This is a genomic window from Rathayibacter sp. AY1H3 (assembly GCF_002932015.1).
The window spans coordinates 1-24,483 of record NZ_PSUU01000048.1; the positions used below are offsets into that span (position 1 = coordinate 1).

Below are 24,483 nucleotides of genomic sequence, written 5' to 3' on the forward strand. Positions count from 1 at the left end.
CGAAGGGCGACCGCGACGAGCTCGCCGTGCAGGCGGCGACCGAGCTCGGGGTGGACGAGGTCGTCCCGTGGCAGGCCGCGCGGAGGCTGGCGGTCGCCGGGCGGGCGGGCGGCCTGGCCGCGGCGCTCGGCGCGGTTCGCGAACTCCCGGGCCTGCTCGCGCTCGAAGTGCTGCGCCTGCTTCTGCTGGTCGTACTCGGTGTACGCGTCCACGATGCGGCCGACCAGGCTGTGGCGCACCACGTCCTCGCTGGTCAGGCGCGAGAAGTGGATGTCGTCGATGCCGTCGAGCACGCGCGTCACGAGGCGGAGTCCGCTCGCGCCGGTCGGCAGGTCGACCTGGGTGATGTCGCCGGTGACGACCATCTTGGAGCCGAAGCCGAGGCGGGTGAGGAACATCTTCATCTGCTCGGGCGTCGTGTTCTGCGCCTCGTCGAGCACGACGAACGAGTTGTTGAGCGTGCGCCCGCGCATGTAGGCGAGCGGCGCGACCTCGATCGTGCCGGCCGCGAGCAGCTTCGGGACGATCTCGGGGTCCATCATCTCGTTCAGCGCGTCGTAGAGCGGGCGCAAGTACGGGTCGATCTTGTCGGTGAGCGAGCCGGGCAGGTAGCCCAGCCGCTCCCCCGCCTCGACCGCCGGGCGGGTCAGGATGATCCGCTCGACCTCCTTGCGCTGCAGCGACTGCACGGCCTTCGCCATCGCCAGGTAGGTCTTGCCGGTTCCGGCCGGGCCGATGCCGAAGACGATGGTGTTCTGATCGACCGCGTCGACGTACTCGCGCTGCCCGAGCGTCTTGGGCCTCACGCTCCGTCCGCGTGCCGTGAGGATGGCCTGGCCGAACGCCTCGGCCGGGCTCACCGGCCCGCCGTTCTGCAGGATGCGGGCGGACTCGCGCACGCCCTCCGGGTCGAGATCGTGCCCGCTCGCGGTCATGCGCACCAGTTCTTCCACCAGGCGCGTCGCCGCGGCGACGGGCTCGCGCTCGCCGTCGAGCGTCACCTCGTTGCCGCGCACGTGCACCCGGACATCGGGGAATCGTCCTTCGACCGCTCGGATGAGGCGGTCCTGGGGTCCGAGGAGGCGCACCATCGCGACTCCGTCGACGGCGACGACGCGCCGCGTCGTCTCGGACGCGTCCGCGCCGGGGGCGGGACGCTCGTCGGGGCTCGCGCCCGTGTTCTCAACCGGTGGCAAGGGAGCCTTCCGTCTGGTGGCCGCCCAGGACGTGGGCGTGCACGTGGAACACGGTCTGGCCCGCCTCTTCGCCGGAGTTGAAGACGAGGCGGAACTGACCGTTGCTGTGGGCGTCGGCGAGCGACTGGGCGACCTGCACCATCTCGGCGAGCAGGGCGGGATCGGCGGCGGCGAGGGCGGCGACCGTGGCGTGCTCCTGGGTCTTCGGGAAGACGAGGAGGTGGACGGGCGCCTTCGGCTCGATGTCGGTGATCGCGAGGATGCGCTCGTTCTCGAACACCACATCGGCCGGGATCTCGCCCTGGACGATGCGCGTGAAGACGGTAGGTTCGCTCATGCACTCATCTTAAACGGGGCCCGTGCGCGACGGGCGCCGCGTTCGCCCACGGCACCCTGCTCCGGCGCCCCGAGGCGGCTGTGGAGGAGCGTCACCAGCGGCCCAGGCGGGCCGAGAGGACGGCGATGGCAGCGGGACCTGCGGTCGAGGTGCGCAGGACGGAGTCGCCGAGCGCGACGGCCTCGGCGCCCGCCTCCGCGAGCAGCCGCAGCTCCTCCGGAGCGATGCCGCCCTCGGGCCCGACGACGAGCACCAGGTCGCGTCCGTCCGGGACCACCTGGGAGAGCCGCGCCTGCGCCGAGGGCTCGAGGACCAGCACGCGGGACGTCGCGGCGCGCGCGACGAGACCGCGCACCTGCTCGAGCGGCGCGACCTCGGGCACCCGGGGGCGCAGCGACTGCTTGCTCGCCTCGCGCACGATGGCCCGCCAGCGCTCGCGCCCCTTCTCCTCCTTCGGGCCCGACCACCGCGAGATCGACCGCGCGGCCTGCCACGGGACGACCTCGTCCACCCCGAGCTCGGTCGCCGCCTGCACGGCGAGCTCGTCGCGGTCGCCCTTCGCGAGGGCCTGGACGAGGACAAGGCGCGGGGACGGAACCGGGGACTCCTGCATCGACTCCACGACGAGCACCACTCGCGCCGGCTCCGCGCTCTCGACGACCGCGGTCGCGACGAGTCCGCGCCCGTCACCGACCCGGACGCTCTCGCCCGCGCGGATCCGGCTGACGGTCGCGGCGTGCCGTGCCTCCGCGCCGGTGAGCGCGAGCCGGCCCCCGACGACGAAGCCGCCGGAGTCCAGCGACTCGTCGATGTAGTGGTGCGCCACGGGCTCAGCCCAGGAAGCGGTCGCGGAGCTTGGAGAACAGGCCCTGCTGGAAGTGGGTCAGCGCGGGCTTCTGCGGCTTGTAGTGCTTCGCGAGCTCCTGGACCAGCTCCCGCTCGCGGTGGCCCAGCTTCGTCGGGGTGACGACCTGGATGCCGATGCGGAGGTCGCCGCGTCCGCTGCCCCGCAGGCGCGTGACTCCGCGTCCCTTGATCGTGACGATCTCGGTGCTCTGCGTGCCCGGCTTGATCTCGATCTCGATGTCGCCGTCGAGCGCCTTGAGCGACGCCGTGGAGCCGAGGATCGCGTCCGTCATCTGCACCTCGAGGGTGCAGAGCAGGTCGTCGCCGTTGCGGCTGAAGACGTCGTGGTGCTTGACCTTGATCTCGAGGTACAGGTCGCCGTTGGGGCCGCCGGCCGGGCCGACCTCGCCGCTGCCGGGCATCTGCAGGCGCAGGCCCGTGTCGACTCCCGCGGGGACGTCGACGGGGATGGTGCGGCGGGCGCGGACGCGTCCCTGGCCCTGGCAGGTGGAGCAGGGGGTCGCGATGACGGTGCCGTAGCCGCGGCAGGTGCCGCAGGGGCTCGCCGTCATCACGTTGCCCAGGAGCGAGCGGACCGTGCGCTGGATCTGGCCGGAGCCGTGGCAGATGTCGCAGGTCACCGGCGAGGTGCCGGGCTGGCAGCACGAGCCCTGGCACGTCTCGCAGAGCACCGCCGTGTCGACCTCGAGGTCGCGGTGGGTGCCGAAGATGACCTCGTCGAGCGAGACCTCCACGCGCAGCAGGGCGTCCTGGCCGCGCTCGCGGCGGGAGCGCGGCCCGCGGGACGAGCCCTGCGCGCCCTGCCCGAAGAAGGTCTCGAAGATGTCGCCGAACCCGCCGAAGCCCTGGCCGCCGCCGCCGAAGCCCTCCTGGGGCCCGCGGTCGTACTGCGCCCGCTGCTGGGCGTCGCTCAGGACGTCGTAGGCGTGCGTGACGAGCTTGAAGCGCTCGGAGGCGTCCGCGCTCGGGTTGACGTCGGGGTGCAGCTCGCGGGCGAGTCGGCGGTACGCCTTCTTGATCTCGTCGGCGGAGGCGTCGCGGTCGACGCCCAGCACTTCGTAGTGATCGGCCACAGGTGGCTTCGTCCTTCGTTCGTGGGTCGGTGGGCCGGGCACGGCGCACCGGGGGGATCCGGCGGGGGCCGGGAGGTCGGGCCTACTCCTCGCCGAGGAGGCGGGAGAGGTAGCGGGCGACGGCGCGCACCGCGGTGATGTTGCCGGAGTAGTCCATCCGGATCGGGCCGAGCACGCCCAGGCGCGAGACCTGGCCGCCCGCGGTGTTGTACCCGCTCGTGAGCACCGAGGTCTCCTGCAGCCCGAACGGCGCGTTCTCGCGGCCGATGCGCACCGAGATGCCCCGGGGGTCCGGGGTCATCTCGGCGAAGAGGCGCAGCAGCTCCACCTGCTCCTCGATCGCCTCGAGCACGGGGTAGATGCTGCCCGAGAAGTCCTCCTCGGTGCGGACGAGGTTGGCGGCGCCGGCCATGACCAGGCGGTCCTGCCGGTTGGCGCCGACCTGCTCGAGCAGGGTCTGCACGATCGGCGTCAGCACGTGGCGCCGCTCGGGGCTGAAGCGCTCCGCGACGGAGCCGAGCGTCTCGGCCGCCTGCTGGAGCCCGAGGCCCAGCACGGCCGTGTTGAGCTTCGCGCGGATCTCGCCCAGGAGAGCGTCGTCCACGTCCTCCGGGGTCTCGAGCACGCGCTGGTCGACCCGGCCGGTGTCGGTGATCAGCACCGACAGGAGGCGGCGGGGAGCGAGGGCGACGAGCTCCACGTGGCGCAGCCGCGCGGCCCCGAACGACGGGTACTGCACGAGCGCGACGCTGTTGGTGAGCTGCGAGAGCAGGCGGACGGTCTTGACCAGCACCTCGTCGAGGTCCGGGCTCTGCCCGAGGAACGTCTCGATCGCCTGGCGCTGCGCGGAGGTCAGCGGGCGCAGGTCGGCGAGCTGGTCGACGAAGAGGCGGTAGCCCTTGTCGGTCGGCACGCGGCCGGACGAGGTGTGCGGAGCCGCGATCAGCTCCTCCTCCTCCAGCTGGGCCATCTCGTTGCGGATGGTGGCGGCCGAGACGCCGAACGCGTGGCGCTCGACGATCGACTTGGAGCCCACCGGCTCCCGGTTCGCCACGTAGTCCTGCACGATCACGCGCAGGACCTGGAGACCGCGCTCCGTGACCATACGACCGACCTCCCGCCGGACTCCGAGTGCCCGCGGGCACGACCGTCTGCGGCGCTGACGCCGCGCGGAGCCTGGCACTCCGCAACTCTGAGTGCCAATCATAACCGGGAGGCGGACCGCCCGGCGGGGTTGCGCGGGGATCGGCCGGGGTGCACTCCTGCAGGGCCGCGGGGAGGAGCCCCGTCATCCCCGAGGAGGAGGTCCCGCGCGGCCCGGTGCGGAGGGAGTCGCCGCATGCCACGATGGACGCCGAGCGCACGGGGGACGCCCGTCGCCGCCGCCGGAACGGAGACCATCATGTCGGCCACCCCTCCCCCGCCCCCCGTCTACGGAACCCCGGCTCCGCCGCTGAACCCGGCGGACGAGAAGACCTGGGCGATCGTCACGCACGTGACCGGCATCTTCTTCAGCTTCCTGCCCTCGCTGATCGTCTTCCTGGTCTTCAAGGGGCGCGGACCGTTCCTCGAGGCGCACGCCAAGACGGCCCTCAACTTCCACCTGACGACGCTGATCGCCTACGTCGCCGGGACGATCCTGTCCTTCGTCCTCGTCGGCTTCATCGTGTTCCTGGTCGTGCCGATCCTGGTGATCGTCTTCGCGATCATCGCCTCGGTGCGCGCCAGCGCGGGCGAGTACTACACGTACCCGCTCAGCATCCCGTTCTTCAAGTAGCCGCGGCACCGGGGCGGCGGTGCGCCGGCCGCCCCGGGATCCGGCCTCAGCCGTCGGTGAGGCGGCGCACGACCGCGTCGGCCAGCAGACGGCCGCGCAGGGTCAGCACGATCCGGCCGCCGAGCGCCGCCCGGCCGTCGACGTGGCCGTCGGCGATGAGCCCCGCCACCTCGCTGCGCCGATCGGCGTCGATCGCGTCGATGGGCAGCCCGTCCGCCAGGCGCGAGCGCAGCAGCACGTCCTCCACCCGCCGCGTCCCCGCGTCGAGCGTCTCCCGCCCGGCAGCGGGCGAGACCCCGGTGCTCAGCCGGTCGGCGTAGGCCGCCGGGTGCTTCACGTTCCACCAGCGCACGCCTCCGACGTGGCTGTGCGCGCCGGGACCGACGCCCCACCAGTCGTGGCCGAGCCAGTACGAGAGGTTGTGCCGGGAGCGGTGGGCGTCGTCGCGCGCCCAGTTGCTGACCTCGTACCAGGAGTACCCGGCAGCGGTCAGGCGCGCGTCGGCGAGCTCGTACATGTCGGCGGTGAGGTCGTCGTTCGGGGTCGCGACCTCGCCGCGGCGGATCTGCCGGGCGAGCTTCGTGCCGTCCTCCACGATCAGGGCGTAGGCCGAGAGGTGGTCCGGCCGGTTGGCGAGCGCGGAGTCGAGCGACCGCTCCCAGTCCGCGAGGGACTCCCCCGGCGTGCCGTAGATGAGGTCGAGGCTGACCTGCAGGCCGGCCTCCCGCGCCCACTCGACCACGAGCGGGACCCGCTCCGGGTCGTGGGTGCGCTCGAGCGTGGCGAGGACGTGCGGCACGGCCGACTGCATCCCGAAGCTGACGCGGGTGAAGCCCGCCTCGGCCAGCGCGCGGATGTAGGCGGCGTCGACGGAGTCCGGGTTCGCCTCGGTGGTGATCTCGGCGTCGGGCGCGACCCCGAAGTGGGTGCGGAGGCCGTCCAGCATCCGCACCAGGTCGCCGGCGGGCAGGAGGGTGGGCGTCCCGCCGCCGAAGAAGACCGTGCGGGCGGGGCGTCGGGGCAGACCCGCGCGCTCGAGCACCTCGGCACCGAGAGCCATCTCGGTGATCGCCTCGTCGGCGTAGTCCTGCTGCTTCGCCCCGCGGAGCTCGGTCGCCGTGTAGGTGTTGAAGTCGCAGTACCCGCAGCGGACCCGGCAGAACGGCACGTGCACGTAGAGGCCGAGGTCGCGCTGCTCCACGCCGTCGACGACGGACGCGGGCAGTCCGCCGTCGAGCGGAGCAGGATCGGCGATCGGGAGGGCGCTCCCCACGTCAGCTGACGCGCGCCGGCAGCAGCGCGCGGAGGTACTTGGCGACCTGGCGCTTCTGCACGGCGCGCAGCACCGGCGCGCCCAGGCGGTAGAGGCGGGTGGAGGGTCGCGAGAAGACCCGGATGACGAGCCAGACCGAGTCGTCCGCGCGCTTCTCGACGACGAAGGACTCCTCGCCGCTCTCGGGGTGGCCCTCGAGGGTGCCGTAGGCGAAGCCGACCTGGTCGGGCTCGTCGACGACGTAGACCACGCGGACCGGGGCGTCGAAGACGCGGCCGAGCAGGGTCACGCGGAGCACGGCGGTCACGCCGGCGGTGATGTAGGGGGCGCCGTCGGGAGCGAAGTGCTCCTCCGTCGGCCGGCTGACGAGGTCGATCGGGGTGCCCGCGGCGTCGAAGTTGACGCCGGTGTACTGCACGCCGCTGCCGCTGGTGATGTCGGTCACCTCGATGCCGCTGCCGCGCTGCACGCCCCAGGTCATCAGGGAGGCGGTGGTGATGGCGAAGCGCTCGTCGCCCGAGCCGAGACGGGCCTCGAAGCGCTCGGCCGTGAAGCCGTCCGGCGGGTACTCGAGCAGGTCGGGTGCCAGAGTGCCGCCGACCGCCGCGTAGGTGACCTGCGGCTGGCCCTCGAAGTTGGAGCGGCGGATGCTCACGTCCCGACCTTCTTCCCGGACTCCTCGAGCGCGGCGCGCGTCGAGTCCGCGTGCCGGGTGGTGCTGTCCATCCGACCCAGCGTATCCGACCGTCGGCGTCCCGAGCCGGGAACGACCGAGGGCCCTCCCCCGCCGGAGCGGGAGGAGGGCCCTCGTCGTGGTGCGGGTCGGGTCAGCTGCAGGGAGTCAGCTTCGCGACGGCGTCGGACAGGGTGCCGGTGCCGCCGAGGAGGACGACGCTCGTCGCTCCGCCGGCCTTGATGTCCTGCAGCACCTTGACCGGCACGCAGGTCGGGGGCACGGCGAAGAGGGGGCTCCCCGTAAGCCCGGCGGCCGCGGCTCCCGCCAGGGCGTCGGGGAAGTTCTCTCCGGTGGCCAGGAACACGGTCTTCGACCCGCGGGGGAAGGCCGCCAGGTTGAGCTGCTCCGAGGTGTCGTAGCGGTCGACCCCGCCGATGCGGTTGACGACCGGTCCGGCCGGCACCGTGAGGGAGTTCTGGATGCCGGCGCTGACCGACAGCTCGGATCCCGCGATGGTGAGCACCGGCGGCCGGAGCCGCGTCAGGATCCCGACAGTGGTCGGGTCGGCCGCCGGGAGGCCGCCGTTCACGAGGACGACGGGGGCGGAGTTCTTGCCCGCGGCGGCGGTGGCGCTGAGCGCGTCGGGGAACTTCTCGCCGGTCGCGAGCCAGGCCCCCTTCGGCGAGGTGCCGAAGGCGCTCTCGATGATCTTCCGCGACGTGTCGTAGCGGTCGGTGCCTCCGAGGCGGAAGACCCTCCCGTTCGCGTACTGGCCGAGGTCGGTCGCGAGGGCGTCGCTGACGCTGAGGTCGGAGCCGACGACGACGATCCGCTGGGGCTTGAGACGGGTGAGCTCGTCGCGCACGACCTGGCTCACAGAGTCGCGGTCGACCAGGAGGAGCGGGCCGCCCTGCTTCGCGGCGGCGGGACCGGCGCTGAGCGCGTCCGGGAAGTTCGCGCCGGTGGCGATGTAGACGACGGGGACGCCGGGGGTGTCGAAGGTCGCCTTCGAGATCTCGACGGCGGTGCCCTGGCGATCGGTGCCCGCGAGGCGGGTCACCGTCGGACCGTTGCCAGGGGTCGGCCCGGTGGTCGGCGGAGTCGTCGACGCGACGACCCTGAGGGGCACCCGGACGACGAAGGCGGAGCCCGCCGGCTGCTCGACACCGCGGCCGGCTCCCGTGACGCGGATGGAGGGAGCGCCCGTGAGCGAAGTGTCGCCGAAGTTCTGGTACCGGTCGTAGAAGTCCTGGTTCGGCTTCACCGCGACCGACGAGCCGTCGTCGAGGACCTTAGCGGGGGCGGTGAGCGCCGGGGTGCCGTCCGTTCCGACGGTGGCCCGGACGGAGGTGCCGAAGAAGCCGGGTACGCCCGTCTCGACGACGACGACGTCGCCGGCGCCCGCGTCGGTCAGGCTGCCGCCGCCGGCCCAGAAGACGCCGTCGTGGCTGGTCGAGCTCGGAGTGGTCGCGGACAGGTCGACCACGGCCGCGTCCTCGCCGCTCGCCGGAGCGACGGTCAGGCCGGCGGTGACGCTGAGGTCGAAGCCCGTCGTGGACTCGAGCGCCGGGGGGACGTAGGCGTCGTCCGCCTGCGGCGCCTCCGCGGTGAGGTCGAGCCTCACCGCGGGCTGCTCGAACGAGCCCACCGTGCGCTCGAGCGGGATCTCGATGGTGTTGGCCGCGGCGTCTACAGCCGAGGAGCCCGACACGAAGTCGGCATCGCTGGTGCTGAGGCGCCAGTCCACGGTCTCGTACCCCGGGTGCGACCACTCCGTGAACCCGGCGGACGCGCTCGCGGCCGGGAGCTCGACGGTGATGGTCTCCGCGTCGGAGGAGACGGACAGGCCCTTCGCGACGCCGAACTGGTCGATGTCCTCCCAGACGAAGGGCGCGGGCGACGCCTGCACCTCACGGCTCGCGGCTGATGCGGGTGCGGCGGCGACGAGCGATCCCGCCGTCACCGCTGCGACGCCCAGCAGCGCCGCCCCCGATCTGATCCAGTGCTTCCTCGTGCGTGCAGAGTCCACGGGCTTCCCCCTTGATCGTGATGAGAGGGCCGACCGTCGACGCTCCAGCCCCTGAGCGGATCGTCCTCGATCCGCAGCCGCGTCCAGCGCTCGAAAGCTACCTGGGAAGTGATCGGCGCCGCAATGGCCCCTCACCGCAGGTTCCCTCTCGGGGGGTGCGCCTCCGCTGGAGGAGTCCTACTTCTTGTCCTTGGTCTCGACGTCGCCCGAGAGCGCGGCGATGAACGCCTCCTGGGGGACCTCGACGCGGCCGACCATCTTCATCCGCTTCTTGCCCTCCTTCTGCTTCTCGAGGAGCTTGCGCTTGCGGGTGATGTCGCCGCCGTAGCACTTGGCGAGGACGTCCTTGCGCATCGCGCTGATCGACTCGCGGGCGATGATCCGGGCGCCGATGGCGGCCTGGATCGGCACCTCGAACTGCTGACGCGGGATCAGCTTGCGCAGGCGCCCCGTCATCAGCACGCCGTAGGCGTAGGCCTTCTCCCGGTGCACGATCGCGCTGAACGCGTCGACCTGCTCGCCCTGCAGCAGGATGTCGACCTTCACGAGGTCGGCCTCCTGCGAGCCGGCGGGCTCGTAGTCGAGCGAGGCGTAGCCGGCGGTCTTGGACTTGAGGTTGTCGAAGAAGTCGAAGACGATCTCGCCGAGGGGCATGTGGTAGCGGATCTCGACCCGGTCCTCGCCCAGGTACTCCATGCCGATCAGGGTCCCGCGGCGGCTCTGGCAGAGCTCCATGATCGTGCCGACGTAGTCCTTCGGCGCGAGGATCGCGGCCTTGACGATCGGCTCCGTGACGGCGGCGATCTTGCCGACGGGGAACTCGCTCGGGTTCGTGACGGTGACGGTCTTCTTGTCCTCCGTCGAGACCTCGTAGATGACCGAGGGCGCCGTGGTGATGAGGTCGAGACCGAACTCGCGCTGCAGGCGCTCGGTGATGATCTCGAGGTGCAGGAGGCCGAGGAAGCCGCAGCGGAAGCCGAAGCCGAGCGCCACCGACGTCTCGGGCTCGTAGACGAGCGCCGCGTCCGAGAGCTTGAGCTTGTCGAGGGCCTCGCGCAGGTCCGGGTAGTCGCTGCCGTCGATCGGGTACAGGCCCGAGAAGACCATCGGGAGCGGCTCGGTGTAGCCGGGCAGCGCCTGCGTCGCGGGCTTCGACGCCGTGGTGACGGTGTCGCCGACCTTCGACTGGCGCACGTCCTTCACACCGGTGATCAGGTAGCCCACCTCGCCGACCGCGAGACCCTGCGTCGCGACGGGCTCGGGGCTCGACACGCCGATCTCGAGGATCTCGTGCGTGGCGCGGGTCGACATCATCTGGATCTTCTCGCGCGGCGAGAGCTTGCCGTCGATCATCCGGACGTAGGTGACGACCCCGCGGTAGGCGTCGTACACGGAGTCGAAGATCATGGCGCGCGCAGGGGCGGAGGGGTCGCCGACGGGCGGCGGGATGAGCTCGGTGACGCGGTCGAGCAGCGCCTCGACGCCCATGCCGGTCTTGCCGGAGACGCGGAGGACGTCGTCCGGGTCGCCGCCGATGAGGCTCGCGAGCTCCTTCGCGTACTTCTCGGGGTCCGCGGCCGGCAGGTCGATCTTGTTCAGGACAGGGATGATCGTGAGGTCGTTCTCGAGCGCGAGGTAGAGGTTCGCGAGCGTCTGGGCCTCGATGCCCTGCGCCGCGTCGACCAGGAGGATCGCGCCCTCGCAGGCCGCCAGCGAGCGGCTGACCTCGTAGGAGAAGTCGACGTGGCCCGGAGTGTCGATCATGTTCAGGGCGAACGTGCGCCCGTCGCGCTCCCACGGCATCCGCACGGCCTGCGACTTGATCGTGATGCCGCGCTCGCGCTCGATGTCCATGCGGTCGAGGTACTGCGCGCGCATCGCCCGGTCCTCGACGACACCCGTGATGCCGAGCATCCGGTCGGCGAGGGTGGACTTGCCGTGGTCGATGTGGGCGATGATGCAGAAGTTGCGGATGGACGCCGGATCGGTCGCGGCGGGCTCGAGCCCGGAGTGTGCACGTGGAGACATCGTGGGACCAGTGTCCCATGCCCGGCGGCGGAGGCCGGGACCGGCGGCTACAGATCGAGTCCGTAGGTGCGGGTGGGCTCGACGCCGGGCGGGTTCTCCCGCTCGCCGAGGCGGACGAAGCCCATGCTCTCGTAGAGGGCGTGCGCGGTGGTCATCAGCGTGCCGCTGTTCATCACGACCCGCTGGAGGCCCCGCTCGGCGGCGAGCATCACGACGAACTCCGTGAGCAGCCGCCCGAGACCCCGCCCGCGTGCCTCCGGGGCGACGGCGAGCAGCCGCCAGTCCAGCTCGCCGGGGCGGCCGAGCTCGTAGAGGTTCGCGCCCGGGCGCGCGGTGGTGACCGTGGCGAGGATCCGCCCGTCGCCCTCGACGGCGACCCAGACCTCGCCCTCGACGTCGTGCCGGGCGACCGCGGCGACGTCGGCGGCGTACTCCTCCCCCAGCTCGTAGTCGTGGGCGTAGGCGGCGAGCCGCAGGCGCGAGACCTCGTCGTACTCCTGGGCCCGGACGCGCCGGACCAGCACCTCGGCGGCGCTCATCCGCGCACCGGGGCCGGGAGGGCGCGCAGCCCGTGCTCGAGCGCGGCGGGATCCGCGGCGAGGCAGACGCGGATCCAGCCCTCGCCGGTGCGGCCGAAGGCGCTGCCGGGCGCGACGGCGACGAGGGTCTCGAGGAGGAAGGACTCGACCCACGAGGCGACGTCCCCGCCGGTCGCGTGCGCCATGTCGATCCACAGGTAGAACGCGCCCTCGGGCTCGCGGTAGGCGATCCCCCGCTCGTCGAGCACGCCCGTCGCGAGCCGCAGGTTGGCGAGGTAGTGGTCGGAGGCGGACGCCACCGCGTCCTGCGGCCCGGTCAGAGCGGCGAGGGCGGCGCGCTGGTCCGGAGTGGCGACGCAGCTGATCGCCGCCTCCTGCACCGTGACCATGATCGACGTGAAGCCGGGAGGCGTCACGAGGTAGCCGACGCGGACGCCGGTCATCGCGTAGGTCTTCGAGAAGGAGAAGACGCTGAGGACGCGGTCGGCGTCGTCCCCGCGCTCCTGCGCGATCGCCGCGAGGCTCACGTGCGGGCGCCCGTAGGTGAAGTACTCGTAGACCTCGTCGCTGAGCACCCACAGGTCGTGGCGCCGGGCGATGTCGAGCAGGCGCTCGAGGACCTCCCTCGGGAACACCACGCCGAGCGGGTTGGACGGGCTGTTGACGATCAGGACGCGGGTCCGGTCGGTGATCAGGCGCTCGACCTCCTCGGGATCGGGGAGGAAGGCGTTCTCGGCGCGCAGCGTGTACGGCACGGGGACGGCGCCGATGGTCCGCGCGTTGGTCGTGAAGACGGTGTAGCCCGGGTCGGGGATGAGCACCTCGTCGCCGGGCCCGAGCAGGAGCGTCATCGCCTGGTGCAGCGCCTGCGTGGCGCCGACGGTCACCCAGACCTGCTCGACGTCCGCCTCGATGCCGTTGTCTCGTGCCAGCTTCTCCACGATGGCGCGCCGGAGCTCGGGGACTCCGCCGTTGGGCCCGTAGCGGGTGTCGTCGGCCGCCCACGCCGCCCGGGCCGCCTCGATGATGTGCGGCGCGGTCGGCACGTCGGGCTCGCCCACCGCGAGGAGGGTGACTCCGTCGAGCCGCAGCGCGATCTCGAACAGGTGGCGGATGCCCGAGGGCGGCACCGCGGAGAGGTGATCGGCGAGACGGGGCACCGGCGTCACGTTACCGGCGGGCCCGGACCGCGAGACGCCACGGCGGTCCGCCTCCCCCGGCGTGTCGCCCCGGCGGCCCCGACCCGGACGGCGCCGCACCCGCGGGCGCGGCGCGGTTGAAGGGTGACGACGGGTGCGCTAAAGTTCCTTGTTGGCTTGCGCTCCCCCTCCGGACACCCGGCAGGCGTGGAGTGATCATAAGCCGGCGACCTCCAGTCGCACCGCAGGGCGTTCAGACGCCCGCGGAAGGGGCACTCCGTCGAGTAGCCGGCTGCACACACGCACATCCGAGAAGAAGGTAATCCACGTGGCAAACATCAAGTCGCAGATCAAGCGCAACCTCACCAACAAGAAGGCGAACGAGCGCAACAAGGCCGTCAAGAGCGAGCTGAAGACCGCCATCCGCTCGGTCCACACCGCCATCGCCGCCGGCGACACCGAGAAGGCCGGCACCGCCCTCGCCTTCGCCGCCAAGAAGCTCGACAAGGCCGCCAGCAAGGGCGTCATCCACAAGAACCAGGCCGCGAACCGCAAGTCGGCCATCGCGAAGCAGGTCGCCGCGCTGTAGTACTGCGCGAAGCTGCAACGACGAAGGGTCCGGCCTCTGGCCGGGCCCTTCGTCGTTTCCGCTTCGCGGTCGACGGGCTCCTCGTGCCTCGTCGCCCGTCGCGCAGTCGGCTTCCGCGCTTGGTTGCGGTGGGAGGAGCGGGTTTCGTTCCGGGTACGACGATCCGCTCGCACGCGGATCGCCGGTGACCCTACGAGGGCATCGTCCGGCTCTCGATCGGCTGCGGCCCGGTCGGCTACCGCGGAGGGTCGCGGGGGGAGGCGCGGAGAGCGTTTCGGGGTACGACGATCCGCTGACACGCGGATCGGCGGTGACCCGTACCGATCTCGACGAGCTCCTCGTGCCTCGTCGCCCGTCGCGCGGTCGGCATGCAGGGGTGGTCGCGGTGGGAGAAGCGGGAAGCGCTCCGGGTACGACGATCCGCTCGCACGCGGATCGCCGGTGACCCTGCACCGATCTCGACGAGCTCCTCGTGCCTCGTCGCCCGTCGCGCAGTCGGCTTCCGCGCATGGTTGCGGTGGGAGGAGCGGGGAGCGTTCCGGGTACGACGATCCGCTCGCACGCGGATCGCCGGTGACCCTGCAGGGTCGTCGTCCGACTCTTCGTCGGCCGCGGTGCGACCCTGCGAGGGGAGGTGATCCCCTCACTGCTGGTCGAGTGGACGCGGAGCGGCGTATCGAGAACCGCCGGGGACGAGGTCGGTGCGGATCGCGGGAGCAGGGCCTTTCGGGCGGGTCAGAGGCCCCGGGCGGAGACGACGGAGACCATGCGCTCGAGGGCGTACACGGGGTCGCGGGTGGCGCCCTTCACGTTCGCGTCGGCGTCGGCGACCGTCAGGATCGCGGTGCCGAGGCCCTCGCCGGTCCAGCCCTGCAGGTCGCGCCGGGCCCGGTCCACCTGCCACGGAGCGAGGCCCAGACGCGAGGCGACCTGGCCCGAGCCCTCGCGCGAGCCGGCGACCTTCGCCATGGTCCGCAGCTTGCTCGCGAACGCGGCGACGATCGGTACCGGGTCGGCACCGGAGGCGAGGGCGTGGCGGAGCCCGAGCAGCGCCTCGCCGTGACGGCCCGCGATCGCCGAGTCGGCGACGGTGAAGGCCGTGGTCTCGACGCGGCCGCCGTAGTACTTCGCGACGGTCGCCTCGGTGATCTCGCCGGTGACGTCGGACAGCAGCTGCTGGCACGCCGACGCGAGCTCGTCGAGGTCGTCGGAGAAGGCAGACACCAGGGCTCGGACGGCACCGGTGGTCGCCGTGCGGCCGGCGGTGCGGAACTCGGCGATCGCGAAGTCGACCTTGTCGCTCTCGCGCTTGAGCTCGGCGCAGACGATCTCGATGCCGCCGCCCGTGCCCGAGCGGATGGCGTCGAGGAGCTTCTTGCCCCGGTTGCCGCCGCCGTGGCGGAGCACCAGGGTCGCCCCGTCCGCGGGCGCCGAGAGGTAGTCGAGGGTCTCGAGGAGGAACGCGTCCGTGCACTTCTCGACGTTCGAGACGCGGATGAGGCGGGGCTCGTCGAAGAGGGACGGGCTCGCGAGCGTCAGCAGCTCCCCCGGCGCGTAGCCGCCGGCGTCGATGTCGCTGACCTCGAGGCTCGGATCCTCGGCCCGGAGGAACTCACGGAGGAAGCGCAGCGCGCGGTCGGCGAGGAACTGCTCCGGGCCGGTGATCAGCACGATCGGCGCCGGCCGGGTCTGGTTCCAGGCGAGCTGCGGGATCGCCGCCTTCGAGGGCGCTGCCTTCGCGCGCGCCGGGGCCCTGCCTGCCATGCCGTGTCCTTCCGTGCCGCGCCCGTCCGAGCGCCCTCCACCCTACGGCCCGCTCACGGCGCCCCGAGGCCGCCGCGGGAGCCGTCGCGCCGCTCACCCAGACCGCGATCCCGTCGCTGCGGGACGCGAGCACGACCGTACCCTCGACATCCGACCTCAGCGCCTCGACCCCGCGCTCGGCCAGCAGAGCGAGGAGCGATGGATTCGGATGTCCGTAGTCGTTCTCCGCCCCGACGGAGATCAGCCCGACGCTCGCGCCGAGCGCGTCATAGAGGGCGGGCGACTGGTCGGCGGAGCCGTGATGCGCGACCTTGACGACGTCGACCCGGCCGACCGGCAGCCGGGAGACGCGTCCCTGCTCCTGCTCGCCGAGGTCGCCCAGGAGCGCGACGGAGAGCGGGCCGCCGCGGGCGTCCGGGCCGATGTCGACCCGGAGGGTCACGCTCGCCTCGTTCCCCCGCAGCGCGCTCCGCCGCTCCGGCCACTCGACCCGCCAGCGCAGCGAGCCGAGCGCGCCGCTGTCGCCGCGGACCGCCTCCTGCACGGCGACCCCCGCGCCGGTGAGCGCCGCCCGGTCGCGCTCGTCGTCGCGGCCCGCGGCGGGCCCGACGAGCGCGGCGTCGGTCCGTCCGAGGACGGCCTGGAGCCCGCCGACGTGGTCGAGGTCGTAGTGAGTGAGCACCAGCAGCGGGATCCGGTCCACTCCCATCAGGCGGAGGCAGGCCTCGAGCGGTGCGGGCTCGGGCCCCGTGTCGACGAGCAGCACGCCCGCGTCTCCGCGGAGGAGGACCGCGTCGCCCTGCCCGACGTCGCACATCGCGACACGCCAGTCCTCGGGAACCGAGGCGGCGCGGAGGAGCGGCGTGGCGACGGTGGTGCCGCCGGCGGCCGCGATCGCGCACGCCAGCCCGACGGCGGCGATCCGGCGCACCCGCGCGAGCCGCGGCGACTGCGTGACGAGCACGAGGGCGAGCAGGGTCAGCACGGTGAGCGCGAGCGCTCCTCCCACGCCGGGCCACCAGGCGATCCTCGGAGCGGGCCACGAGTCGACGGCGCGGGCGATCGAGGCGATCCACCAGGCGGGAACGGCGGCGAGACGGATCGCCGCGTCGGCGGCTCCGGGCCACCAGGGAGCGAGCAGGCAGCCGATGAGCCCGAGCCCGGTCGCGGCGGGTGCCGCGGGCTCGGCGAGCAGGTTGGCGAGCACTCCGTACACCGGCACCGACGGGTCCACGAGCAGCAGCACGGGCTGGCAGGCGAGCTGCGCCGCGGTCGGCACCGCGAGCATCAGGGCGAGAGGCCGGGGCAGCACCCGACCGAGAGCGCCCGCGATCGGCTCGGCGAGCAGCAGGAGTCCGGCGGTGGCGAGGACGGACAGCACGAAGCCGAGCCTCCCCGCGATCGAGGGGTCGGCGGCCACGAGGAGGACGACGGTCGCGAGCAGAGCGGGCACGGCCGCTCCGGAGCGACGCCCGAGCCGCGCGAGGAGGACCACCGTCGCCATCACGGCGGCCCGCACCACGCTCGGCTCGGGGGTCACCAGCACCACGAAGCCGGCGAGCAGGGCGAGGGCGGCGACGGTCCGGAGGCGGCGCCCGGCGCCTAGGAGCGCCGCGATCGTCCAGCCGGCGACCACCACCACGGCGCAGTTGGCGCCCGAGACGGCGGTCAGGTGGGTGAGCGACGCGGTGCGCATCGCCTCCTCGAGCCCCGCGTCGAGCGCGGACGTGTCGCCGGTCGCGAGGCCCGGCAGCAGCCCCGCCACGTCGCCGCCGACCAGCGCCGCGCGTTCGAGGAAGCGCGAGCGCAGCACCTCCGCGACGGCCGCCGCTCCCCCGGGACCGCGCCGGTCCTGAACGGACGCCGCCCTCAGCATCGTCGCCTCGCCGACGGACCCCTCCTGCGCCGCAGCACGGGCCTCCAGGTCGAGCTCGGCGCCCACGGGCAGACGACCGCCGGGATCGGCGAGCAGCACGCGGACGGGGGCCGCGGTCGACGCGTCTCCTACCCGCAGCGCCGTCGCGTCGAACCACACTCCCCCGGTCGCGAGCGGTCGGGCACCCGTGTCGACGCGCACGGTGACCGGAGTGAGGGCGCGATCCTCCTGGGCCTCCCGCAGCGACGCCGGGTGGCCACCGGGCGCCGCAGCGACGACGGAGGTGAGGGCCAGGGCGGCACCCGCGCCCGCGACGAGCACCGCTCCGACCAGCCGCCCGCCGAGGCCGCGCCGGAGCAGGACGCACGCCGCCCCGAGCAGCACCCAGCCCGCGGCGCACCACGAGAGGCCCCCGTCGAGCACTGCCGCGACCGGCAGCATCCCGGCCGCCCACGCGGTGGTCCAGGCGGCCACCGCTGCCGGCAGGAGCCGCAGGTCCGCCGCCCGCACGCTCCTCACGGCGCGACCTGGTCGCGGAACGCGCCGAGCGTCTTCTCGCCGATCCCGGGGACCTCGAGCAGCTGGTCGACGGAGGAGAACGGGCCGTTCGCCTCCCGGTGGGCGACGATCTTCTTCGCGGTCGCCGGGCCGATCTCGGGCAGCTCCTCCAGCTGGGCCGCCGTCGCCGTGCTCAGGCTCAGCACGGATCCGGCGGCGGAGGCTCCTCCTGGAGCGGCCCCGCCCGGAGCCGCTCCCGCCGCGGCCGGCGCCGCTCCCACGGCCGGCACGACGATCTGCTCGCCGTCCACGAGCCTCCGGGCCAGGTTGACCGCCGCGCGCTCCGCCGACTCCTGGAACCCTCCGGCGGCGGCGACCGCGTCCGCCACCCGCGCCTCCGGCGACAGGACGTACAGCCCCGGAGAGGCGACCTCGCCGGCCACGTGAACGTACAGCGCCTCGACCGCCGCAGCAGCGGGCGCGCTCGTCGACACGGCGGGCTCCAGGACCCGCTCATGACCGCTCGACCGCGCTCCCGCGAGCAGCACCGCGACCACCGCGGCGCCGATGACGAGCACGACCGCCGCTCCCACTCCCACGCGCCAGCGCGGGCGGGCGCGGCGGGGCCGCAGCAGCGCCGTCAACTGCTCGTCGTCCGTCCCGCTGGTCTCTGGCATCCGCCGACGGTAGGACCCGCGTCACCGCCCGGCGCGGCCGCCGACACCGATCCGGGGACAGCCCGCCAGATCGCCTCCCTGTGGAGGAGAGAGCAGCACCGGCAGGACGCACGACGGGGCCCCTCCTGCGAGAGGAGGAGCCCCGTCGGGACGGATCGGCGGCTAGACCGCCTTCGTCACCAGGTTCACCAGGCGCGGCGCCCGCACGATCGCCTTCACGACCTCGCGGCCGACGAGAGCCCGGGCGACGCCGGCCGTGGCCCGCGCCTTCTCCTCGAGCTCGTCGGAGGAGATCTTCGGCGAGACCTCGAGCCGGTCGCGGACCTTGCCGTCGACCTGCAGGATCGCCGTGACCTTCTCCTCGACCAGCAGCGACGGGTCGGCCTTGCGCCACAGCGCGTGCGCGACGGTGCCCTCGTAGCCCAGACGGTGCCACATGTCCTCGGCCGTGTACGGCGCGAACAGGTTGAGAGCCATCGCGACCACCTCGACCGCCTCGCGGACCGCGGGGTCCCCGGCCCCGGCGCCCGAGTCGACGACCTTGCGGGTCGCGTTGACGAGCTCCATCAGCCGCGCGACCACGACGTTGAACTTGAACGCCTCGATCAGCGACGGGGACTCCGCGAGGAAGCGGTGGGTCTGGCGGCGCAGAGCCGCGTCGCCCGACTTCCACTCGACGTCGGGCCTCGAGGTGACGTCCTTCGCCAGGCGCCAGGCGCGGGCGAGGAACTTCGCGCTGCCGCCGGGCGAGACGTCGGCCCAGTCGATGTCGTCCTCGGGCGGGCCGGCGAACGCCATCGTCAGGCGCACGGCGTCGACGCCGAACTCGTCCAGCTGGTCCGAGAGGCGGACGATGTTGCCCTTCGACTTGGACATCGCCGCGCCGTCCATCTGCACCATGCCCTGGTTCAGCAGCGCCGTGAACGGCTCCGTGAACGACACGTAGCCCAGGTCGAACAGCACCTTGGTGATGAAGCGCGCGTACAGCAGGTGCAGGATCGCGTGCGTCACGCCCCCGACGTACTGGTCGACGGGCGCCCACTTCTCGGCGAGCTTCGGATCGAAGGCCTGCGTGTCGTCCTTCGGCGAGAGGAAGCGGAGGAAGTACCACGAGGAGTCGACGAAGGTGTCCATCGTGTCCGGGTCGCGGCGGGCGGGCGAGCCGTCCACCGGGTGCGGCACGTTCACCCAGTCCTCCGCCGCTCCGAGCGGCGACGAGCCCTTCGGCTGCAGGTCGAGACCGTCGGTGGAGGGCAGGACGACGGGCAGCTGGTCCTCGGGAACCGGCACGAGCTCGCCGTCGGCTCCGTGGATGATCGGGATGGGGGTGCCCCAGTAGCGCTGACGCGAGATCAGCCAGTCGCGCAAGCGGTAGTTCTTGGCCGAGCGGCCGCGGCCGCGCTCCTCGAGCATCCTGATGACGCGCTCGATGGCGGTGCGCTTGGAGAGCCCGTCGAGCGGCCCGGAGTTGATCAGGCGGCCGTCGCCGGTCAGCGCCTCGCCGGTCGTGGCGGGGTCGAGCGAGTACTCCTTCTCGAGCGCGGCCAGCTCCTCCGGGTCCTCCGGGATGACCGGGATCGCTCCGGTGACGGACGCGTTGGTGTCGACGACCACGCGCACGGGCAGGTCGAAGGCGCGGGCGAAGTCGAGGTCGCGCTGGTCGTGCGCGGGCACGGCCATGACGGCTCCGTGGCCGTAGTCCGAGAGGACGTAGTCGGCGGCCCAGATCGGCAGCCGCTCGCCGTTCACGGGGTTCACCGCGTAGCGGCCGAGGAACACGCCGGTCTTGGGGCGGTCGGCGGTCAGGCGCTCGATCTCGCTCGACTTCTGCACCGTCTCGAGGTAGCTGCGGAACGCGTCGCGGATCGCGGGCTCGGAGCCCTCGACCAGCTCGGAGGCGAGGTCGGAGTCGGGCGCGACGACCATGAAGGTCGCCCCGTAGAGCGTGTCGGGGCGCGTGGTGAAGACGGTGACGCGCTCGTCGCGGCCCTCGATCTCGAACTCGACGTCGGCGCCGATGGAGCGGCCGATCCAGTTGCGCTGCATGGCGATGACCTTCGACGGCCAGGAGCCCTCGAGCTGGTTCAGGTCGTCGAGCAGCCGGTCGGCGTAGTCGGTGATCTTGAAGTACCACTGCGTGAGCTTCTTCTTGACCACGACCGCACCGGAGCGCTCGGAGGTGCCGTCCGCCAGGACCTGCTCGTTCGCCAGGACCGTCTGGTCCACCGGGTCCCAGTTGACCCAGCTGTCCTTGCGGTAGGCGAGGCCCTTCTCGTACATCTTGAGGAACAGCCACTGGTTCCACTTGTAGTACTCGGGGTCGGAGGTGTGCAGCACGCGGTCCCAGTCGAAGGACGCGGCGTAGCGCTTCATCGAGCGCTTCTGCTGCTCGATGTTGTCGTAGGTCCAGGTGACCGGGTTCAGCCCGCGCTTGATGGCGGCGTTCTCGGCGGGCAGGCCGAAGCTGTCCCAGCCGATCGGGTGAAGGACGTTGAAGCCCTGCTGGCGCCAGTAGCGCGCGATCACGTCTCCGAGCGCGTACGCCTCGGCGTGGCCCATGTGCAGGTCGCCCGAGGGGTACGGGAACATGTCGAGCACGTACTTGCGGGGGCGCTTGTCGTCGGGGTCGTCCGTCGCGAACGGGCGCGTCTCCTCCCAGATCGGGAGCCACTTCTCCTGGAGCGCTCGGAAGTCGTAGCGCTCCTCGTCGCTCGCGCCGGTCTGCCGGGAGGTGTCTTCTGCCACAGGTGCTTCTCACTTCTGAAGGAGGGGGAGAACGCGCACACGTGGGCGGCTGCGTTCGACCATCAACCCTACTGGCCCTGCGCGCACGGCAGACGAACGCGGCGCCCGCTCACTCCTCGGCGGCGCCCAGCACCGCGAGGAGCGCCCGCGCCTTCAGCCGCGTCTCCTCGACCTCCTCCTCCGGCACCGAGAGGGCGGTGATGCCGCCGCCGGTCCCCAGGCGGGCGCGCTCGCCGTCGAGCACGAGGGTGCGGATGGTCATCGCGAGGTCCAGCGAGCCGTCCGAGCCCAGGCGGCCGAAGGCGCCGGAGTAGACGCCGCGGGGACCGCCCTCCCACTCCCGCAGCAGCTCCACCGCCCGGCGCTTGGGCGCTCCCGTCATCGAGCCGGCCGGGAAGAGGGCTGCGATCAGCTCGGCGATCCCGACGCCGGGCGCCCGGCGGGCCGAGACCTCGCTGACCAGCTGGTGGACGTGCGGGTAGCTCTCCACCTCGAGCAGGCGGTCGACGACGACGGAGCCGGGGGCGGCGATCCGGGCGAGGTCGTTGCGGACGAGGTCCACGATCATCACGTTCTCGGCCCGCTCCTTCACGCTCGACACGAGCTCGTCCCGGAGCGCGCGGTCCTCGTCGGCGTCCCGGCCCCGGGGGCGCGTGCCCTTGATGGGATGCGTGGCGACGCGTCCATCGGCCCCGCCGGTGAGGAACCGCTCGGGCGAGGCGCTGACGAGCGCGAGCGGGCCGAGGCGGATCAGCCCGCCGTGATGGCTCGGGCTGGAGCGGCGGAGGCGACGGTACGCCTCGACCGGATCGAACCGGCCCTCGACGACGATCTCGTCGGTGAGGCAGAGCTGGTAGGCGTCCCCCGCGCGGATGGCCTCCTGGCAGCAGCCGATCAGCGCCGTGTACTCGGCGGCGGAGTGACGGCGGACCGGGACGCCGGCGGGCTCGGGATCCGCGGGGTCCGCGGGTGCGAGCGCGCCGACGAGCTCGAGCAGGCGCACGGTGAGCTCCTGCGCGTCTCCTGTCGCGACCAGGCGGACGGTCCGGGTGCCGTGGTCGAACTCGAGCACGGGGTCGCCCCGGAGCAGGGCGAGGGCCGGCGGATCCGCGGGGCCGGTCGGCGCCGAGGGCAGGGAGACGGAGGCGGCTCCCGCCTCGTAGGAGATCCAGCCGTAGCGGCCGAGCGCGCGGTCGCCCGCCGGGGCCTCGTCGTCGACCGCGGCGAGCGCCGCCGCCACGTCGCCGCCGGCCTCGACGAGGAGCACGTCCTCGCGGGCGCACGCCCCGAGGTAGGAGCGGCCGCTCGTCGCTCCGAGGCCCGAGTCGAGCCAGAACGACGCCTCGGCCGTGGCGAACAGGGCGTGGTGCGCGAGCTCCGGATCGACCCAGGGCAGCTCGACCGAGCGGACGTGCCGATCCTCCGAGACCACTGGGCTAGCGTAGGCGGTCGTGGACGGCGAGCAGGTTCGGGAGTGGGACGGGCGGGCCCTGACGAGCGTTCCCGAGCCGCCCGGCACCTCCCTGGACGCGGCCGACTCCTGGCTGGTGGACGAGGGCCGGGTCCGCGGACTCGACCTGCACCGCGAGCGGTTCGCCGCCTCCGTCGCCTCGGCGGGCGGGCACCCGGACGTCGAGGCGTTCCTCGACGCCGCGATCGCCGCCCTGCCCCGCGAGGGCCGGTCCTTCCCGCGCGTCGAGCTCTCGGGAGGCGCCCTGCGGCTCCGGCTGCGACCCGCCCCGCCGACGACCCGCTCGGTGGTGCTGTGGACGAGCCCCGTGGATCCGCGCCGGACACCGTCCTGGAAGGGGCCGGACATCGCACGTCTCGCCCTCCTGCGGACGCGCGCGCACGCCGCGGGAGCGGACGAGGCCGTGCTGCTCGACGCCGAGGGCGCCGTCATCGACGGAGCGAGCAGCGCGATCCTGTGGTGGCTGGGCGACGCGCTGGTCGTCCCTCCGGCGACGAGCACCCGCGTGCGCAGCGTGACGGCTCGGACCGTCTCGGTGCTCGCCGGCGCGCTCGGCGTGGACGTGATCGAGGCCCCGGCCGAGCCGGAGTCGCTCGAGGGCCGTGAGGTCTGGACGGCCAACGCCCTGCACGGTCTCCGGCTGGCGACCGCCTGGGCGGACGGACCGGCGCTCGCCGCGGAGCCGGGCCGCCTGGACGCCTGGCGGAAGCGGCTGGACGCTCTCAGGCGGCCCCTCCCTGCGCTCTGACCCGCGGAGGACCTCAGCTCCCACGCGTCCCCCAGACGGAGGGCCCCCGTTCCGGTCGCACTCGTGCGTCCGCCGTGCGAGCATCGAGTACCCCCTCTTCCGGCCCCCGCCGGCCACTCGAGAAAGTCCTGCGATGACGCGTTCCCCCTCCCCCCGCCCCCTCGCCTCCGGGCTGATCGCGCTCGTCGCGACCGGTGCCCTGCTCTTCGGCGCGACCCCGGCCCTCGCCGCGGAGAACCCGCAGAAGCCCCTGTCCTCCTCCGAGGAGGCGCCGACCGGCCTCGCTCCCGCGAGCGAGTCGCCCGAGGCCGCCCAGCAGACCGCCCGCGCGGCCGTCAGCTACTACAACGCCCTCGTCGGCGGCGAGGAGCTGGCCGCCGGACAGCGGATCGTCTCGGGCACGAACGGCTACTCGTTCCGGATGCAGACCGACGGCAACGCGGTGGTCTACGACCCGCAGGGCCGCCCCACCTTCGCGACAAACACCCAGGGCCGCGGCGACCACCTGGTCATGCAGACCGACGGCAACATGGTCGTCTACTCCGCCAAGGGCGGCCCCGTGTGGAGCACGAACACGATCAACGAAGCGGGCGCCTCGGTGATCATGCAGCCCGACGGCAACCTCGTCGTCTACCGCGAGAACGGCTCGCCCGCCTGGGCGAGCAGCGTCCGCCGCGTCATCGCCGAGCCGGTGACCGACACGCTGTTCACGGAGCAGACCCTCCGCCCCGTCCACCAGCTCACCTCCGCCGACGGCCGCTTCAGCGCCGTCATGCAGAACGACGGCAACTTCGTCGGCTACGGCCCCCAGGGCGCCGTCTGGGGCACCGGCACCGGCGGCTCCGGCAACCGCATCACCATGCAGAAGGACGGCAACGCCGTCATCTACGGCTCCGACGGCTCCGTCAAGTGGTTCTCGGGCACGCGCGGCAAGGACCTCCGCCTGGGCATCAACAACGCCGGCTCGCTGATCATCGTGAACCCGTCCGACGACGTGATCTGGACCAGCCAGGCCGCCTTCCCCTCGACCACCCTCTACGCGGCGAACTCGCTCGAGGCGGGCAGCTTCCTCCGCTCCGCGAACGGCGTCTACCGAGCGGTGATGCAGGCGGACGGCAACTTCGTCGTCTACGGCAAGAACGGCCCGATCTGGGCGTCGAAGACCACCCGCGCAGGCGGCT

General features: G+C 72.9%; 20 protein-coding genes. 4 read left to right on the forward strand and 16 right to left on the reverse strand.

What is annotated here, in order from left to right; all coding sequences use genetic code 11:
* The 5 genes from C5C33_RS15420 to hrcA all read right to left on the reverse strand — a co-directional run.
* Positions 1 to 1,091: PhoH family protein (locus C5C33_RS15420; RefSeq protein ID WP_104261549.1), on the reverse strand; the 1,091-nt coding region annotated here is incomplete at its 3' end.
* 91 nt (positions 1,092 to 1,182) lie between these two features.
* A complete protein-coding gene (locus C5C33_RS15425; RefSeq protein ID WP_104225201.1) occupies positions 1,183 to 1,533 on the reverse strand; it encodes an HIT domain-containing protein in 351 nt (116 codons plus the stop codon).
* Between the two features lie 91 nt (positions 1,534 to 1,624).
* Positions 1,625 to 2,359: a 16S rRNA (uracil(1498)-N(3))-methyltransferase gene (locus C5C33_RS15430; protein ID WP_104248360.1), complete on the reverse strand. Its 735-nt coding sequence runs from the start codon at positions 2,357 to 2,359 to the stop codon at positions 1,625 to 1,627.
* Positions 2,360 to 2,363: 4 nt separating this feature from the next.
* A complete protein-coding gene (gene dnaJ / locus C5C33_RS15435; RefSeq protein ID WP_104225203.1) occupies positions 2,364 to 3,473 on the reverse strand; it encodes a molecular chaperone DnaJ in 1,110 nt (369 codons plus the stop codon).
* An 82-nt stretch (positions 3,474 to 3,555) separates the two neighbouring features.
* Positions 3,556 to 4,578 (reverse strand): heat-inducible transcriptional repressor HrcA, encoded by a 1,023-nt coding sequence (gene hrcA, locus C5C33_RS15440; RefSeq protein WP_104223131.1) that lies wholly within the window; start codon positions 4,576 to 4,578, stop codon positions 3,556 to 3,558.
* 234 nt (positions 4,579 to 4,812) lie between these two features.
* On the opposite strand from hrcA, the gene C5C33_RS15445 reads away from it, so the two are divergent.
* Entirely contained in the window at positions 4,813 to 5,250 is a 438-nt protein-coding gene (locus tag C5C33_RS15445) for a DUF4870 domain-containing protein (RefSeq protein ID WP_244229439.1), read from the forward strand.
* 46 nt (positions 5,251 to 5,296) lie between these two features.
* Here C5C33_RS15445 and hemW read toward each other — a convergent pair whose 3' ends face one another.
* The 6 genes from hemW to C5C33_RS15475 all read right to left on the reverse strand — a co-directional run bounded on the left by hemW (position 5,297) and on the right by C5C33_RS15475 (position 12,955).
* Entirely contained in the window at positions 5,297 to 6,523 is a 1,227-nt protein-coding gene (gene hemW, locus C5C33_RS15450; protein ID WP_104261542.1) for a radical SAM family heme chaperone HemW, read from the reverse strand.
* 1 nt (position 6,524) lies between these two features.
* On the reverse strand, positions 6,525 to 7,178 hold the full coding sequence (locus tag C5C33_RS15455) for a DUF1990 family protein (RefSeq protein ID WP_258069270.1): 654 nt from the start codon (positions 7,176 to 7,178) through the stop codon (positions 6,525 to 6,527).
* A 172-nt stretch (positions 7,179 to 7,350) separates the two neighbouring features.
* A complete protein-coding gene (locus C5C33_RS15460; RefSeq protein WP_146085801.1) occupies positions 7,351 to 9,228 on the reverse strand; it encodes a cell wall-binding repeat-containing protein in 1,878 nt (625 codons plus the stop codon).
* A 177-nt stretch (positions 9,229 to 9,405) separates the two neighbouring features.
* Positions 9,406 to 11,256, reverse strand: coding sequence for a translation elongation factor 4 (gene lepA, locus C5C33_RS15465; RefSeq protein WP_104223127.1), 1,851 nt, complete (start codon positions 11,254 to 11,256; stop codon positions 9,406 to 9,408).
* Positions 11,257 to 11,303: 47 nt separating this feature from the next.
* On the reverse strand, positions 11,304 to 11,795 hold the full coding sequence (locus C5C33_RS15470) for a GNAT family N-acetyltransferase (RefSeq protein WP_104223126.1): 492 nt from the start codon (positions 11,793 to 11,795) through the stop codon (positions 11,304 to 11,306).
* On the reverse strand, positions 11,792 to 12,955 hold the full coding sequence (locus tag C5C33_RS15475; protein ID WP_104261544.1) for a pyridoxal phosphate-dependent aminotransferase: 1,164 nt from the start codon (positions 12,953 to 12,955) through the stop codon (positions 11,792 to 11,794). Before C5C33_RS15475 ends, C5C33_RS15470 begins: the two co-directional genes overlap by 4 nt.
* Positions 12,956 to 13,262: 307 nt before the next feature.
* On the opposite strand from C5C33_RS15475, the gene rpsT reads away from it, so the two are divergent.
* The gene (gene rpsT, locus C5C33_RS15480; RefSeq protein WP_097165711.1) at positions 13,263 to 13,523 is read left to right on the forward strand and encodes a 30S ribosomal protein S20; all 261 of its coding nucleotides are present in this window, start codon (positions 13,263 to 13,265) and stop codon (positions 13,521 to 13,523) included.
* Between the two features lie 735 nt (positions 13,524 to 14,258).
* Here rpsT and holA read toward each other — a convergent pair.
* From holA to C5C33_RS15505, 5 genes are all read right to left on the reverse strand, one after another.
* Positions 14,259 to 15,236, reverse strand: a complete 978-nt coding sequence (holA, locus tag C5C33_RS19080; protein ID WP_258059737.1) for a DNA polymerase III subunit delta — start codon at positions 15,234 to 15,236, stop codon at positions 14,259 to 14,261.
* Positions 15,136 to 17,682, reverse strand: a complete 2,547-nt coding sequence (locus tag C5C33_RS15490) for a ComEC/Rec2 family competence protein (protein ID WP_146085802.1) — start codon at positions 17,680 to 17,682, stop codon at positions 15,136 to 15,138. The genes holA and C5C33_RS15490 overlap by 101 nt, the downstream gene beginning before the upstream one ends.
* On the reverse strand, positions 17,679 to 18,338 hold the full coding sequence (locus tag C5C33_RS15495) for a ComEA family DNA-binding protein (RefSeq protein WP_104261546.1): 660 nt from the start codon (positions 18,336 to 18,338) through the stop codon (positions 17,679 to 17,681). Before C5C33_RS15495 ends, C5C33_RS15490 begins: the two co-directional genes overlap by 4 nt.
* A 162-nt stretch (positions 18,339 to 18,500) precedes the next feature.
* Complete coding sequence (leuS, locus tag C5C33_RS15500; protein WP_104225642.1) at positions 18,501 to 21,083, reverse strand: leucine--tRNA ligase; 2,583 nt, start codon at positions 21,081 to 21,083, stop codon at positions 18,501 to 18,503.
* A gap of 109 nt (positions 21,084 to 21,192) precedes the next feature.
* Entirely contained in the window at positions 21,193 to 22,515 is a 1,323-nt protein-coding gene (locus C5C33_RS15505; protein ID WP_104261547.1) for an anthranilate synthase component I family protein, read from the reverse strand.
* Between the two features lie 19 nt (positions 22,516 to 22,534).
* Here C5C33_RS15505 and C5C33_RS15510 point away from each other — a divergent pair, with 19 nt between their 5' ends.
* Both C5C33_RS15510 and C5C33_RS15515 read left to right on the forward strand, forming a co-directional pair.
* Positions 22,535 to 23,302, forward strand: a complete 768-nt coding sequence (locus C5C33_RS15510; RefSeq protein ID WP_258068899.1) for an aminotransferase class IV — start codon at positions 22,535 to 22,537, stop codon at positions 23,300 to 23,302.
* Between the two features lie 133 nt (positions 23,303 to 23,435).
* Positions 23,436 to 24,483, forward strand: a 1,048-nt coding sequence (locus tag C5C33_RS15515) for a hypothetical protein (protein ID WP_104261548.1), incomplete at its 3' end; no start/stop codon positions are given.

Excerpts from the sequence above, each read along its gene's own strand:
- C5C33_RS15425 (WP_104225201.1), bottom strand. The coding sequence starts at position 1,533 with ATGAGCGAACCTACCGTCTTCACGCGCATCGTCCAGGGCGAGATCCCG.
- hrcA (WP_104223131.1), bottom strand. The coding sequence starts at position 4,578 with ATGGTCACGGAGCGCGGTCTCCAGGTCCTGCGCGTGATCGTGCAGGAC.
- C5C33_RS15445 (WP_244229439.1), top strand. The coding sequence starts at position 4,813 with ATGCCACGATGGACGCCGAGCGCACGGGGGACGCCCGTCGCCGCCGCC.
- lepA (WP_104223127.1), bottom strand. The coding sequence starts at position 11,256 with ATGTCTCCACGTGCACACTCCGGGCTCGAGCCCGCCGCGACCGATCCG.
- C5C33_RS15470 (WP_104223126.1), bottom strand. The coding sequence starts at position 11,795 with ATGAGCGCCGCCGAGGTGCTGGTCCGGCGCGTCCGGGCCCAGGAGTAC.
- C5C33_RS15495 (WP_104261546.1), bottom strand. The coding sequence starts at position 18,338 with ATGCCAGAGACCAGCGGGACGGACGACGAGCAGTTGACGGCGCTGCTG.